Origin of the sequence: Mesorhizobium sp. M8A.F.Ca.ET.208.01.1.1 (genome assembly GCF_004791315.1) — a bacterium.
GTDB lineage: Bacteria > Pseudomonadota > Alphaproteobacteria > Rhizobiales > Rhizobiaceae > Mesorhizobium.
In genome coordinates this window covers 646,176-660,335 of the sequence record NZ_SRUT01000001.1, presented here as the reverse complement: position 1 = coordinate 660,335, position 14,160 = coordinate 646,176, and the positions used below count along the sequence as shown (strand labels likewise).

Here is a 14,160-nt window from a genome sequence, read left to right as displayed (position 1 = left end):
CCGTCCCTGGAGGTCGACAAAGAAGTTGCGGCCCGAGCCCGCCATAGAGTTGTTGCGCGCTCAGATCGAAAAGATCAAAGGCCGAAGCCGGCGCGCAAAATCGGTGCTCCCATTCGGAATCGCCGAGGTCGACTCGCGCCTGCCAGGCGGTGGCCTAGCACTCGGCGCGCTGCACGAAATCGCAGGCGGCGGTAACGGCGCTATCGACGGCGCTGCCGCCGCCCTGTTTGCAGCCGGCGTTGCCGCCCGCACCAAGGGCAAGGTGCTCTGGGTTATCACTCGCCCGGACCTGTTCGCACCAGCGCTGGCCCAGGCAGGCCTGCCCCCCGACCGGGTCATCTACGTCGAGGCCGGCAACGACAAGACCGTGCTCGCCTGCATTGAGGAAGGTTTGCGGCATGGCGGCCTCGGAGCCGTGGTCGGCGAAGTCGCAAGGCTCGACATGACCGCGTCCCGGCGGCTTCAGCTTTGCGCCGAAGAAAGTGGCACGATCGGCCTCGCCCTACGGCGCTGGCGGCGACAAACCGAAGCAGCCGATTTCGGCCAGCCCACGGCCGCTTCAACGCGATGGCGCGTCTCGGTCATGCCGTCGGCAGTGCTGCCGGTGCCAGGCGTCGGCCGACACCGTTGGCTGCTGGAACTGATTCGGGCCCGCGCGGGCGAAAGCGGAGATTTTGAAGTGGAGGCATGTGATGACTCGGGTCGTCTCGCTGTTCCTGCCGAGCTGGTCCGTCGACCGGCACAGGCGGAAGGCTGGCGGCGCGGCGCCTCCGGCTGAGGCACCGCTCGCTCTGATAGGCCGTGACGGGAGAAAGCAGGTGGTGCTGGCGGCGGACGCTGCGGCCCATCGAGCCGGCGTGCGCGTAGGAATGCCCGCCACGCAGGCGCGTGTCATCGTGCCCGACCTTATCGTTCATGATCATGACGCGGCCGGCGATGCAGATGCTCTCGACCGGCTCGCGCTCTGGGTGCTTCAGCGGTATGCGCCGATCGTCGCTGCCGACGCCGGCGACGGGCTCGTGATCGATTCCACCGGCGCAGACCATCTCCATGGCGGCGAAGAGGTCATGCTCGCGGGCTTGATCGACAGGCTCGCGGCATCAGGCGTGCGCGCCCGGGCCGCGATCGCCGACACTTGGGGTGCGGCTCACGCCTTGGCGCGCTTTGATGCCCGGCCGGTCCTGGTGGCCCCCATCGGCCACGGCGCATCCGTCCTCGCAGGGCTGCCGCTCGCAGCCCTGCGACTGCCGACCGAAACCGTCTCCGGGCTGCAGATCCTCGGCTTCGAGCGGATTGGAGATCTCCTCGCGCAACCGCGCGCGCCGTTTACGCTGCGCTTCGGCCCGCAGCTCGGCCGTCGCATCGATCAGGCGCTCGGTATGCTCAGTGAGCCCATCGAGCCCGTGCGGCCAGACGAGTTGATCGAGGTGAAACGGAATTTCGCTGAGCCGATCAGCGCGGCTGAAACCATCGCTCGCTACATCGGCAAACTGGTCGTCCAGCTCTGCGCTGAGCTTGAGGCAAAAGGTCTCGGGGCCAAACGGCTCGACTTCATCTGCCATCGCGTCGACAAGCTGAAACAGGCCATCCGCGTCGGAACGGCGCTGCCCGTGCGCGACGTCAAACGCCTGTCCCGGCTGCTTACCGACAAGATCGAAACCATTGAGCCAGGCTTCGGCATCGAGACCCTCAGCCTGACCGCGACTCTGGCCGAACCTCTCGCCGAGAAGCAGACCCTGACCGTTATGGTCGATGAAGGGGTTCCGGATGTCTCTGACCTGGTCGACACCCTTATCAACCGCGTGGGCGAGCGAAGCCTCTATCGTGCTGCGCCCGTCGCAACCGAGGTGCCGGAGCGCTCGGTCTGCCGGATTGCGCCGATGGCTCCGGAAACAGGAGCGACCTGGCCAAGCCGCTGGCCGCGGCCCTCGCGGCTGCTGGCGCCTCCCGAGTTGATCGACACCGTCGCGCTTCTCCCAGACCACCCGCCCGTTTCCTTCACCTGGCGCGGTATCCGTCGCCGCGTCCGACGCGCCGATGGCCCCGAGCGCATCCGCGGCGAATGGTGGCGGCGCGACGCCGAGCTGGCCGCAGTTCGCGACTATTTCAGGGTCGAGGACGATGCGGGCGAGCGCTACTGGATTTTCCGCTCAGGCGACGGCGAGGACCCCAACACCGGCTCGCAGCGCTGGTTCATGCATGGGGTGTTCGGATGACCGCGCAGCGCTATGCCGAGCTGCAGGCGACGTCGCATTTCTCTTTCTTGAGGGGCGCGTCCTCTTGCGACGAATTATTCGCGCAGGCCGCTGCGCAAGGCATCGAAGCGCTGGCCATCGTCGACCGCAACTCGCTTGCCGGCATCGTACGCGCCTTCGAGGCCGCCAAGGCGACCGGCGTGCGGCTGATCGTCGGCTGTCGCCTCGATCTCGCCGATGGCATGTCGATCATGGTCTATCCAACCGACCGCTCGGCCTATGGACGGCTCTGCCGGCTGCTTTCCCTCGGCAAGAAGCGCGGCGGCAAGGCCAAGTGCATTCTCACCTGGGAGGATGTTGTCGCTTACGGCGACGGGCTGATCGCCATTCTCGTGCCGGACGAGGCCGACGAAACCTGCGGCCTCCATTTGCGACGCCTCCGGGACGCTTTCGGTGACCGGGCCTACATGGCGCTGACCCTTCGCCGTCGGCCGAACGATCAGCTGCGCGTTCACGAGTTATCGAACATGGCGACGCAGATGCGGGTGCCAGCCGTCGTTACCAACGACGTGCTCTACCACGAGCCGGCACGGCGCATTCTCCAGGATGTGGTGACGTGCATCCGCCACGGCATAACCATCGACGAGCTCGGTGATCGCCGTGAATTTGGCGACCGCTACCTCAAGCCGCCGGAGGAAATGTACCGGCTCTTCCCCCGCAATCCCGAGGCGGTCGCTCGCTCGATCGAGATCGCCGCGCGTTGCCGCTTCGATTTGAAGGAGTTGGCCTATCAGTATCCTGAGGAACGCGACGACCCGACGCTCACCCCACAGGAGACGCTGGAAAAACTGACCAGGGAGGGCGCGGAGGCGCGTTATCCTGAAGGGTTGCCTGACAGCGTACGGGCTTCGCTCGAACACGAGCTTCGCCTCATCGCGAAGCTTGAGTATGCGCCCTACTTCCTGACCGTAAACAGCATCGTCCGCTTTGCGAGATCCAAAGACATCCTGTGTCAGGGACGCGGATCGGCAGCCAATTCGGCCGTGTGCTACGTCCTCGGCATCACCTCCATCGATCCCGGTCGCAACGACCTGCTGTTCGAAAGGTTCGTCAGCGAAGAGCGTCGCGAACCGCCGGACATCGACGTCGACTTTGAGCATGCCAGGCGCGAAATTGTCATGCAGTGGGTGTTCGAGACCTATGGCCGCGACCACGCCGCGCTGTGCTCGACCGTCATCCGCTACGGAACCAAGGGCGCGATGCGCGATGTCGGCAAGGCGCTCGGCCTCACCGACGACCTTATCAAGACGCTATCGAGCCAGGTTTGGGGCTGGTCGGAAGGGGTCGAAGCCAAGCACGTCGAAGCTCTCAACCTCAATCTTGGCGACCGCCGCCTGCGCCTGGCGCTAGATCTCGCGCGGCAGCTCATGGGCGCGCCCCGTCATCTGTCACAGCATCCCGGCGGCTTCGTCCTGACCCATGACCGCCTGGACGAGTTGGTCCCGATCGAGCCCGCGGCGATGGCCGACAGGCAAGTGATCGAATGGGACAAGGACGACATCGACTCGCTCCGCTTCATGAAGGTCGATGTTCTGGCCCTGGGAATGCTCACCTGCATGAAGCTCGGCTTCGACATGCTTGCCGATCACAAAGGGATCAATCTCGACCTCGCTTCCATCCCGGCCGAGGACCCGCGCACCTACGCGATGATCAGAAAGGCCGACACTCTAGGGACCTTCCAGATCGAAAGCAGAGCGCAGATGTCGATGCTGCCGCGGCTGAAGCCCCGAACCTATTACGACCTCGTGGTTCAAGTCGCGATCGTCAGACCCGGCCCAATCCAGGGCGACATGGTCCATCCGTATCTGCGCCGCCGCGAAGGTTTGGAGCCCGTCGTCTATCCCAAGCCGGAGCTGGAAAAGGTGCTCGGAAAAACCCTCGGCGTTCCGCTCTTTCAGGAGCAGGCCATGAGGGTGGCGATCGAGTGCGCCGGCTTCACGCCTGGCGAAGCCGATTTGCTGCGCAAGTCGATGGCGACATTCAAATTCACGGGCGGTGTCTCATCGTTCAAGGCCAAGCTGATCGACGGCATGGTCGCTAACGGGTACGAGCGCGATTTCGCCGAGGCGACCTTCAAGCAACTCGAAGGCTTTGGAAGTTACGGATTTCCGGAATCGCACGCAGCCTCTTTTGCGCTGATCGCCTACGCCAGCGCCTGGCTGAAATGCTGGCATCCCGACATCTTCTGCGCAGCGCTCCTCAACGCCCAGCCGATGGGCTTCTATGCGACTGCCCAGATCGTGCGCGACGCGATCGAGCACGGCGTCAAGGTCCGTCCCGTTTGCGCCAATGCGTCAAGATGGGATTGCACGCTGGAGCCGACCGAGGACGATAGCCGCTTTGCCGTCCGTCTCGGACTGCGCATGGTCAAGAACCTTGCCAATGCCCATGGTGCGGCGATGGTTGCGGCGCGCGCCGACCAGCCGTTCGCGTCGATCGATGATCTCTGGCGCCGCGCCGGCGTTCCGTCCGCAGCCCTTGTGCAACTCGCGGAGGCTGACGGATTTCGGCCTTCCTTCGGGCTCGCCCGCCGCGAGGCGTTATGGGCGATCAAGGCCTTGCGGGATGAACCGTTGCCGCTTTTTGCAGCCGCCGCCGCTTGTGAGAATGAAATCGTGCCCGAGGTAAACGAGCCCTCCGTTGCGCTGCGGCCAATGACCGCCGGCAGCGAGGTGGTCGAGGATTACGGCCATGTCGGGCTGACCTTGCGTGATCATCCGCTTTTATTCCTCCGCGAGGACCTGCGGCGCCGCCGCATCGTGACGTGCGCCGACGCCATGGCAACGCGCGACGGCCGCTGGCTCGAGGCCGCCGGCATCGTCCTCGTCCGTCAGCGGCCGGGCAGCGCCAAAGGCGTCATGTTCATCACGCTGGAGGATGAGACCGGCATCGCCAATCTCGTTGTCTGGGCCAAGGTCTTCGAGGCCAATCGGCGTGCCGTCCTATCGGCCAGCATGATGGCGGTACGGGGGCGTATTCAGCGTGAGGGCGACGTCGTTCATCTGGTTGCTCAACGCATCATGGACCTCTCGGCCGATCTCGCCAGCGTCGGCAGCCGCGATGCGGCCTTTCCTCTTCCCCACGGTCGCGGCGACCAGGTCCGCAATGGAGGTTCCGCTCCAGATCCGCGCGAGCTGCCTCCAAAGGGGCTGCGCACGCGCGACATCTATATTCCCGACCTGCACATCGACACGATCAGGGTGAAGAGCCGCAACTTCCACTGACGCCCAAGGACGGACGAGGCGCTGAGCACGGCAACCGCCTCAGAGCGTCGATGCCCTCTACGCATTGTTCTTGAGCTGCCATTGGCTGCGTTCCGACGCCATGCGCCGATAGCCGGACCGCTCGAGCAGCGCGGCGACAGCTTCCCCAGCCTCGAGCAGCAGCGTCGCCGGGGGATTTTCATTGGGGATGTAGAGGACATATCCGTCGTCAACGTCGTTTCGAGTCACCGGCGTGATCGCATGGAAGGTCGCGATCGCCTCGGCAAGCAGCGCTTCGTCCGTGCAATTGATTTCAACGAATAGGTCACGATCGTCATCATAGACGTACAGGCTTGCGTCGTAGATGAATGAACTGAGTGAGTCGCTCGACGGATTCGAGAATTTCGCCGCGAACAGCGTGTCGCTGTAGCGGCCGGGGTAGGCGCCGTGAGTGCTGAACCCGAACTTCTCCGCAGCGAGATCCACTGCCGGCTCGATCGACAACAGACTCATATAGCCGGTCTCCACGGGCATATCGCCCTGGCCCAGGCTCTCGGTCACCAGCGCCAGCGCGGTGCCGGACTGATCGAGCGCCGCTCCTCCGCTGAATCCACCGCGCGCCATAGCCGATGCGATGAAATGCAGGACCGGAGAATGACGCACGCGCACCACGGCATTGATCTGTCCAAGCGTGACGACCTGGCTCGGAATCGTTGTGAACGGGATCGGCGGATAGCCGATCACGAGAATATCGGACAGCACGAGGTCATTCTCTCCCAGCGACGCGTCCGTGTGTTGGCTGACAGCGATCGCCGGCAGCGGCGTATCGCCAAGATCGACGCGGAAAACCGCGACATCAAGGCCGTCAGGACCAAAATAGGGTCCATCGACAATTTCCAGCCGACGTGGCGGGGCCGTCTTGCCACCAGCTTCTTCGCTCAGATGCGCCGACTTTGTGGTCGCAATCTCCTTGATCGTGGCCCCTTCGATCACATGCCGGGCCGTGACGAAAATGCCCTTGCCGATGTGGAACGCCGACCCGATCCCCTCGTCCCCCTTTCCATCAATGATGGTGACGAACGCTACGGCTCCTGCCGCGCGCATATATGTCTCTTGAAACGCGCTTTTTTCAGTCATCAGTAGGTATCTCTCAATTCAACCTCGGCCGGATCCCACTGATCGACAGCCATAGCCGTACATTCGGCAATAAGCAGATTAAGGACTGCCTCGATCTTGCGAACGTCATATGAGCCATCGCTCAATGTCTCAGGGGTTTGTTTCAAGAACTCCTTGACGTAGGACTCCTTGAATTCCAACGCCCCCTGATAGATGCCGAGGCCCTTCTTGTAGTTGGTCCAGAGCACCTTGGCTGGCGGGTGACCGCCGACCTCAAGATCGAGATAGCATTCGATCGCTGCAGCACGACGATTGATGTCCGAACTGTGCAGGCCCTCCGGCCCCTCAGCCGGAAACGCGCGAAACGCGTCGAGCTCGGGCAGCATGATCCGGCGCATATTGGCAGGAAGGGTGAGAGCCGAAAGCTTCTGATGAGCGTCGAGCCCCTCGGCATCGTTATCGAAAACAAAGACAACCTGGTTCTGGACGTCGATTTTCGCGAGGCCTTCGGCAAACTTCACCAGATTGCCGGTGCCGGAAAACGGATGGCTCTCGCTTACGTCGATAAACCGAAAGAAGTCCGCGACGCCTGGGCGCAAGAGCGCGAGGGCGTGCTTCAAGATATGCACGTCCGAACTGCCTTCTGTCGCGATCAGGAACGTCTCGGTCCGCCGGGCGTGCGGCACGAACTCGCGCTCCGGCGCATAGCCGCCTTCGACCAACGGCCCATACTGCCAGACGACCGGCGCATCACCGTTCGCCTCCGCCAGTATTCGCAGGACCGAATACGGGTGCAGGATATCGACTAAACCGCCGAAAAAGGTCCGCTCCGAATAAGCTTGGCTGCCGTGAGGTCGATAAAGGGGAAGCCGCTCAAGCTGCATCTCGGCAAACCGACCCCGAATCTTCGCTTCGCTTGCGTCGTCGGAACCTAAGACGAATGTGTCGTCGAGACGATCGAGGGGATGCGCGTTCACAAACTCCGCGAACTCCACAAAGCTCATCGCATCTGGAGCTGGTCCATCCTCCTCGTCCTGAAAAGACTGCCTCTCCTCCAGCCAGTTTTGTACGACGGCGTCGTATTCGCGCCGTACCCGCTCCAAATCAAAGCCCAGGAGTTCTAGTCGGGGAACGACATCTCTGAGCTGCCGCGTGAACGCCATTTCAGAAGGCGTGGGATCCTCGCCTTCCGTCTCGTACCAATCATAGTTGAGTTGATCACTCTTGATCGCCTTCCGATCTTGCTCCTGGAAAATAGATCCGTGATCAATTCCGCGGTGGTTCTTGCTGTACGTAACCGACACCCCGGCGACGTCGAGTGTAATCTCAGTTCCCAATCTCTATTCCCCCCGGACCATCCCATCGCGCTAGTCGATGCTACCACGTCGCACCATTAGCCTACCTGCTCGACCTTGAGCGATCCTGGCCGTAAGGGCTTGATAAGGTCGCGTGCTGAAACGGACGGATCGAGCCAGTCAGACCAAGCCTCGCGCTCGAGAACAACAATCTGCCGATCATGATATGGCGCGATATCGGGCCCGGGCTCCATGGTCAGCATGGTAAAGGCTTCGCCGACATCCTTGGTCTCGCGCCAGATGCCCGCGATGCACATCAGGCGCTCGTCGCTTTTCGTGAAAAGCCACTTGTCCTTGCGTTTCTTCCCCTTCTCGGTGGGATCGGTGAATTCATAGAAACCGTCGGTGACGATCAGGCAGCGGTTCGAGGTGAACTCCCGGCCCTCCGATCGAAAATTATAGACGGGCCGCTTGTTCTGGCCCGGCCAACTCCATCGCCGCTGCACAAGGTCGCCTTCACCGCGTGCGCCGTCGACGGTCCGGATGATCGGCCCGATATCAGTAATCTTGATGTCGTCGCGCGCCTCGATGTTCGGTGCGCCTTCGCCAAAGCGGATTTTGATCTTCAGGTCGGCGAAGTCCTCGACGATCGAGGCAATGTCCACCTTCAGTCGATAATCATTGCACATGGGTCCTCCGTTTCCGTCGCGCTTGCCGTGCGACCATGTTCTTGGTATGTTCGCAGATCATGAGCGCAACTGTATTCGACTCCGATGCATCGCTCGACGAACGCCGTATCATCATAAGGCGCGACGACGGCGATGTTGAGATGGTGGAGCTGCCCTGGGGACTTCAACCCCGCGAAGCTGAGGGCCGCCCCTTCTCTGTCGTGCGCGCAGAAGGCAGAACGTTTCCCAGTCATCGCTGCCTGATACCGGCTTCCGAATTCCGCCATCGTAGTCACGGCAAACACTATTGCCTCTCCCTCTCCAACGGTGACTGGTTCTACTTCGCGGGGATCTGGCAGCCTGCAACACGTCAATGGCCAGAGGCCTATGCGATCCTTACGACGACGGCGAATGACGATGTCTCCCCGTACCATGATCGGCAAATGGCGGTCTTGCGGCGAGACCAGCGAATGGATTGGCTCGATCTCACCGTGCCCGAGAATGAACTCCTGCGACCGCTGCCTGCCGGAAGCTTCAAGGTCGCACGCCTGCAAGAGCACTACGCCCAGGACGCACTCGCGTTCTGAAATCCGGATGTCCGCTTTTACGGTTCTACGGTTTTGCGGGGGAAAGCCTTCCCCTGCGCCCGAGCCCCGCGGTCTCGGTCGACCCCTTCTGCGGGGCCGGCTGCCCCGCAACGCCCCGCAGAGTGAGAGTGCGGACGGGTTTGCCGTGACGGGTTGAGGGCTGGGAGAGAGGCTTCCGGCGCCCGTCGCGGAGACCCGCGATGACCAAGCATCAGCGCCAGGCGGCCCCAGATCGGGCGAGCCTCTACGACGACATCACGACCAAGATCATCGGCGAACTCGAAGCCGGCCGGCTTCCGTGGGTTCAGCCTTGGGGCACAGCGGCCGCCAAAGCGCCGCTCGCGCTGCCGCGGAACGCCTCGACCGGAAGGGCATATTCCGGCATCAACGTCCTGATCCTTTGGGGCGCGGTCATCGACCGCGGCTATCCGAGCCAGACCTGGCTCACCTTCCGCCAGGCGCTCTCGCTTGGCGCCAACGTCCGAAAGGGCGAACGCGGCACAACGGTTGTCTACGCCGACCGTTTCGTGCCGGACGGCGAGAAGCGGCGCGCCCGCGAAACCGGTGAGGATGCCCAGGCGATCCCGTTCCTGAAGCGCTTTACCGTCTTCAACACAGCCCAATGCGACGGGCTTCCCGACGAACTCACGACACAGGCGGCGGCGCCGACGCCCGACCTCATCGAGCCTCGTGTGGAAGCGCTTATCAAAGCGACCGGGATCGAATTCCGGATTGGTGGCAATCGCGCATTCTATGCGCCCGGTCCCGACTTCGTGCAGGTCCCCCCACCGCAGGCCTATTTCGAGCCCATTAACTGGCACCGCACGGCGCTTCACGAACTCGGCCATGCTACCGGCCACGCATCCCGCGTCGGGCGCGATCTCTCGGGCTCGTTCGGCACCAAGAAGTACGCCTTCGAGGAGTTGGTCGCCGAGATCAACGCAGCCTTCTGCTGCGCCTCGATCGGCATCGTGCCGACCGTCAGGCATGCCGATTATGTCGGCTCCTGGCTTGAGGTCCTGCGCGAGGACAACCGCGCCATCGTGCGCGCCGCCAGCCAGGCCAGCAAGGCGGCCGACTATCTGCTGAGCTTCCTCCCCCCGGAGGACGAGGCCTCAGCCGCGTTTTCCCGAGCAGCCTGACTTTCCACAGGCTTGAATCGCGACCGGACCTTGCCCATCTGTAGCCCATAGGTTACAACGGGGGAGGCTCGGGAGCGCGGATGGCTATAGTCAAAATCAATCCGATCAAAATCGAGGGCCGCTGGCACTCGGGAATTGCGCTGGATCTTCATACGACCAGCAGCACCCCGACCGGGCCAAATGAATTCGGACATATGCAGTTCGATACTGTGCGGCCGGAAATTGCGGAACTGCTGTTCCGCTTGAAGAACCGCGCGGACAAGGACGCCGCTGGACCCATCATCGAAAGCACCGCGAACTTCCTCGCGCAATATCGCGACAAGTTCGATTGCATCGTTCCGGTCCCACCGTCGCATCAGCGCGCTTTGCAGCCGGTCATTGTCCTCGCCGAGGGGATCGGAGCGGCACTTGGCGTTCCGGTGCTGTCCTGCATCACCACGACACGCTCGACGTCCCAGCTGAAGAATGTGACTGATCCCGAGGAGCGAAAGAAGCAGGTCGAGGGTCTCTATCAGGTCGACGCAACGCAGACCCAGGGGCGCAGTATCCTGCTCTTCGACGATCTCTTTCGGTCCGGAACCACGATGAACGCCATCACGGATGAGCTGCTCGGCCCAGGCAAGGCCGCGTCGGTCCGTGCCCTCACCATCACAAAAACACGGAGCAACCATTGAACACGATCTTCATAGGCGGCTCGCGACACGTTTCCCGGCTTCCCCCCGAGGTTAAGAAGCGGCTCGACAATGTCGTCGCGAGCGGCCACCGCGTCATCGTCGGAGACGCCAACGGCGCCGACAAAGCGGTTCAGAAGCACTTCCTCGACAAGCACTATGACAAGGTCACGGTGTTCTGCTCGGGTAGCGCGCCACGCAACAATCTCGGACCGTGGGTCATCCATCAGGTCGATGCGCCCAAGAGCGCCAAAGGCTTCCAGTTCTACGCGGCCAAGGACCGGGAGATGGCGCGCGAAGCCGACTTCGGCCTGATGATCTGGGATGGCAAGAGCCCGGGCACCGTCCTCAACGTCCTTCGCCTCGCACTCGCCGGAAAGATCGCCGTCCTCTTCAACGTTCCCGACAAGGATGTCTTGAATATCAAGTCCGTGGATGCGTGGAAGAACTTCATCGCGCAGTGCAGCGACGATCTGCGCAAGGATGTGAAGGAGCGCGCGACCCCCGATGAGTGGCGGCTGGTCGAAACCAGCAATCAGCCCACTTTCCTGTCCTCCATGGAGGAAGCACCTACGGCTGAAGCGGAGGGAGCCCCCCTGGCCGAAGCACCTAAGGACATCGCGGCCGAGGCCGGCCCGGCCTCGCTTCCTCAAGGGCCCTCACTCGACGATGTCGTGAAGGCGCTCAATGACGCGCTCGCTCGCGCGGATACGAGCGCGATCAAGGAGACGCTCGGCCAATTCGCACGCGATCGGGGCATGAGCCAGGTCGCGCGTGAAACCGGCCTCGCTCGCGAGAGCCTCTATCGATCGCTCGATTCCAAGGGAAATCCCGAATTCACCACGATCCTGAAGGTGCTGTCCTCGGTCGGACTTCGTCTTGAAGTGAAGCCCGACGAAGGGAAGACGGAAACCCAACCGGCCGAATCCGACGCCGAGCCGCAGCGCGCCCGAACAGGCGTCGCCGCGCGATAGAGGGAGAGGAGTGACGGGATTTTCGTGACGGGTTGGAGGTCGAGAGAGAGTCTCCCGACCGCCCGTCGCGGAGTAAATCCCGATGGCTACTGCTGTTCAGAAGATCGTCCTGTCGTCCTCGCGCGACATTCCCTTCAACAAGCTCATTCTCTCCCAGACCAACGTTCGGACCAGAAAAGACGGCATCTCGATCGAGGACCTGGCGGCGTCGATCGCCCGTCGTGGACTGATCCAGAGCATTCACGTGCGCCCAGTTCTCGACGCCGATGGCGCCGAGACCGGCATGTTCGACGTCCCCGCCGGGGGCCGTCGCTACCGCGCTCTCGACCTTCTGGTGAAGCAGAAGCGACTCGCCAAGACCGCGCCGGTCCCATGTGTTGTCGGCGACGCCAAGAGCCCGATCCTGGCAGAAGAGGTTTCCCTCGCCGAAAATATCGAACGGCTGCCGCTGACACCTCTCGAGCAGTTCCGCGCATTCGCCGCGATGCTGTCGAAGGGCATGTCGGAAGAAGAGATCGCTTCGGCCTTCCTAGTTCAGGTGCCGGTGGTCAAGCAGCGTCTCCGGCTCCTCACTGTCTCGCCGGCGCTGTTGGAGGTCTACGAGGCCGACGACATGACGCTCGAACAGCTTATGGCTTTCACCGTCTCCAGCGATCACGCCCGACAGGAGCAGGTCTGGGACGCCATCAAGAACGCTTGGTCAAAGGAGCCATACCAGATCCGGCGCATGCTGACCGAGCAAACCGCGCGCGCTTCCGACAAGCGGGCCGTGTTCGTCGGCCTCGATGCTTACGAGGCCGCCGGCGGCGCGATCATGCGGGATTTGTTCGAGGACGATGACGGCGGCTGGCTGCAGGATGTCTCGCTTCTCGATCAGCTTGTCACCGAGAACCTCAAGGTCGCAGGCGAGGAGATCGCGCGCGAGGGCTGGAAGTGGGTCGCGGTCGCCGTCAGCTTTCCCTATGGCGCCGCGAACGGCCTGCGTGAGCTGGTCGGCCACCCCACCGATCTGACTGTCGATGAACAGGTGGCGATCGAGGCCCTGAAGGCGGAATACGACAAGCTCGAAGCCGAGTTTGAAGGGGCCGACGAGTTGCCCGACGAGGTCGACCAGCGCCTTGGCGAGATCAAGACGTCCCTTGCGACCTTCGACAACCGCCCCACCCTCTACGACGCGACCGAGGTCGTGCGCGCCGGCGTCTTCGTCAGCATAGACGCCAACGGCACGCTCGATATCGACCGAGGTTATATCCGACCCGAGGACGAAGCGCCCGCAGAGCCCGTAGGAGAGCCCGTCGAGCCCGGCACGGAGACCGGAGCCGCCGAGACCACGGTCCGACGCGCCGTCATCACCATGGGCGGTGCGCCCGTTGAGCAGGAGGAAGACGATGACGATGTCATCAAGCCGCTCCCCGAGCGTCTGGTGACCGAACTCACCGCCTATCGAACCCTCGCGCTCCGTGACGCAGTCGCCGGCAATCCGCACGTCGCCATGACGGCGCTGTTCCACAAGCTCGTAACCGACACCTTCCTTCGAACGTCTGCGAGCGGCGCCTGCCTAGAAGCGTCGGTCCGCCACGTTTTCTTTCCCGCCCAGCCGGACGACCTCAAGGACAGCCCGTCCGCCAAGTCGGTCGCCGAGCGCCATGAGGCTTGGAAGGCCGACGTGCCGACCGACGATGACGCGCTATGGGACTGGATCGCGGGCCTCGACGACACCAGTAGGATGGCGCTGCTTGCGCACTGCGTCAGCTATGGCGTCAACGCGCTGGTCGAGAAGGTCGATCGGTACGGCGGCGCCGGCCTGTCGCAGCATAACCTGGATCGCCGCGTCGGCCAGGCCGACAGGCTTGCGCAGGCAGTGGGTCTCGACATGGTCGACGCCGGCTGGCGCCCAACCTCCGGCAATTACCTCGGCCGCGTCACCAAGATCCGCATTCTCGAAGCAGTTCGCGAAGGCGCCGGCGCGCAGGCCGCCCAGCTCATCGACCACCTGAAGAAGGGTGATATGGCCAAGGAGGCCGAGCGCCTGCTGGCCGACACCGGATGGCTGCCGGAGCCCCTGCGGCTGGTCGTCGACGAGCCGAGCGCTGCTCAGCTCTCTACGGGCGAGGCCGGCGCGGCAGTCGAGCTGCCGCAATTCCTCTCCTCCAATGAGGAGGACTCGGAGATGGCCGACGCCGAGGACGATCCGGTCGCCTTAGTCGCCGCGGAGTGACGTTCGCGGGGCGGCTTCGGCCGCCCCGTCC

General features: G+C 63.2%; 11 protein-coding genes. 8 read left to right on the top strand and 3 right to left on the bottom strand.

Going from position 1 to position 14,160, the window contains the following annotated elements:
* The first annotated feature begins 25 nt into the window (after positions 1-25).
* From EN851_RS03205 to EN851_RS03195, 3 genes are read left to right on the top strand one after another with little or no spacing between them, the layout of a single operon-like run.
* Positions 26-778 (top strand): ImuA family protein, encoded by a 753-nt coding sequence (locus EN851_RS03205; RefSeq protein WP_135928540.1) that lies wholly within the window; start codon positions 26-28, stop codon positions 776-778.
* A complete protein-coding gene (locus EN851_RS03200) occupies positions 693-2,216 on the top strand; it encodes a DNA polymerase Y family protein (RefSeq protein WP_135928539.1) in 1,524 nt (507 codons plus the stop codon). The genes EN851_RS03205 and EN851_RS03200 overlap by 86 nt, the downstream gene beginning before the upstream one ends.
* Positions 2,213-5,479, top strand: a complete 3,267-nt coding sequence (locus tag EN851_RS03195) for an error-prone DNA polymerase (protein WP_135928538.1) — start codon at positions 2,213-2,215, stop codon at positions 5,477-5,479. Before EN851_RS03200 ends, EN851_RS03195 begins: the two co-directional genes overlap by 4 nt.
* A 57-nt stretch (positions 5,480-5,536) precedes the next feature.
* On the opposite strand, the gene EN851_RS03190 is transcribed toward EN851_RS03195, so the two are convergent.
* Genes EN851_RS03190 through EN851_RS03180 form a run of 3 tightly spaced genes read right to left on the bottom strand, consistent with a single transcriptional unit; the run spans position 5,537 to position 8,558 of the window.
* Positions 5,537-6,595 carry a serine protease gene (locus EN851_RS03190; RefSeq protein ID WP_135928537.1) on the bottom strand — a complete coding sequence of 353 codons (1,059 nt, stop codon included), beginning with the start codon at positions 6,593-6,595 and terminating at the stop codon, positions 5,537-5,539.
* Complete coding sequence (locus EN851_RS03185; RefSeq protein ID WP_135928536.1) at positions 6,595-7,911, bottom strand: HEPN/Toprim-associated domain-containing protein; 1,317 nt, start codon at positions 7,909-7,911, stop codon at positions 6,595-6,597. The genes EN851_RS03190 and EN851_RS03185 overlap by 1 nt, the downstream gene beginning before the upstream one ends.
* Before the next feature lie 56 nt (positions 7,912-7,967).
* Complete coding sequence (locus tag EN851_RS03180) at positions 7,968-8,558, bottom strand: SOS response-associated peptidase (protein ID WP_135928535.1); 591 nt, start codon at positions 8,556-8,558, stop codon at positions 7,968-7,970.
* Positions 8,559-8,614: 56 nt separating this feature from the next.
* Between EN851_RS03180 and EN851_RS03175 the strand changes: the two genes are divergently transcribed.
* From EN851_RS03175 to EN851_RS03155, 5 genes are all read left to right on the top strand, one after another.
* Positions 8,615-9,124: an SOS response-associated peptidase gene (locus tag EN851_RS03175; RefSeq protein WP_189521808.1), complete on the top strand. Its 510-nt coding sequence runs from the start codon at positions 8,615-8,617 to the stop codon at positions 9,122-9,124.
* Positions 9,125-9,324: 200 nt separating this feature from the next.
* Entirely contained in the window at positions 9,325-10,266 is a 942-nt protein-coding gene (locus EN851_RS03170) for a zincin-like metallopeptidase domain-containing protein (protein WP_135928533.1), read from the top strand.
* 80 nt (positions 10,267-10,346) lie between these two features.
* On the top strand, positions 10,347-10,940 hold the full coding sequence (locus EN851_RS03165) for a ComF family protein (RefSeq protein ID WP_210212165.1): 594 nt from the start codon (positions 10,347-10,349) through the stop codon (positions 10,938-10,940).
* Positions 10,937-11,911: an addiction module antidote protein gene (locus EN851_RS03160; RefSeq protein WP_135928532.1), complete on the top strand. Its 975-nt coding sequence runs from the start codon at positions 10,937-10,939 to the stop codon at positions 11,909-11,911. The genes EN851_RS03165 and EN851_RS03160 overlap by 4 nt, the downstream gene beginning before the upstream one ends.
* An 82-nt stretch (positions 11,912-11,993) precedes the next feature.
* A complete protein-coding gene (locus tag EN851_RS03155) occupies positions 11,994-14,129 on the top strand; it encodes a ParB/RepB/Spo0J family partition protein (protein ID WP_135928531.1) in 2,136 nt (711 codons plus the stop codon).
* Positions 14,130-14,160 lie beyond the last annotated feature (31 nt).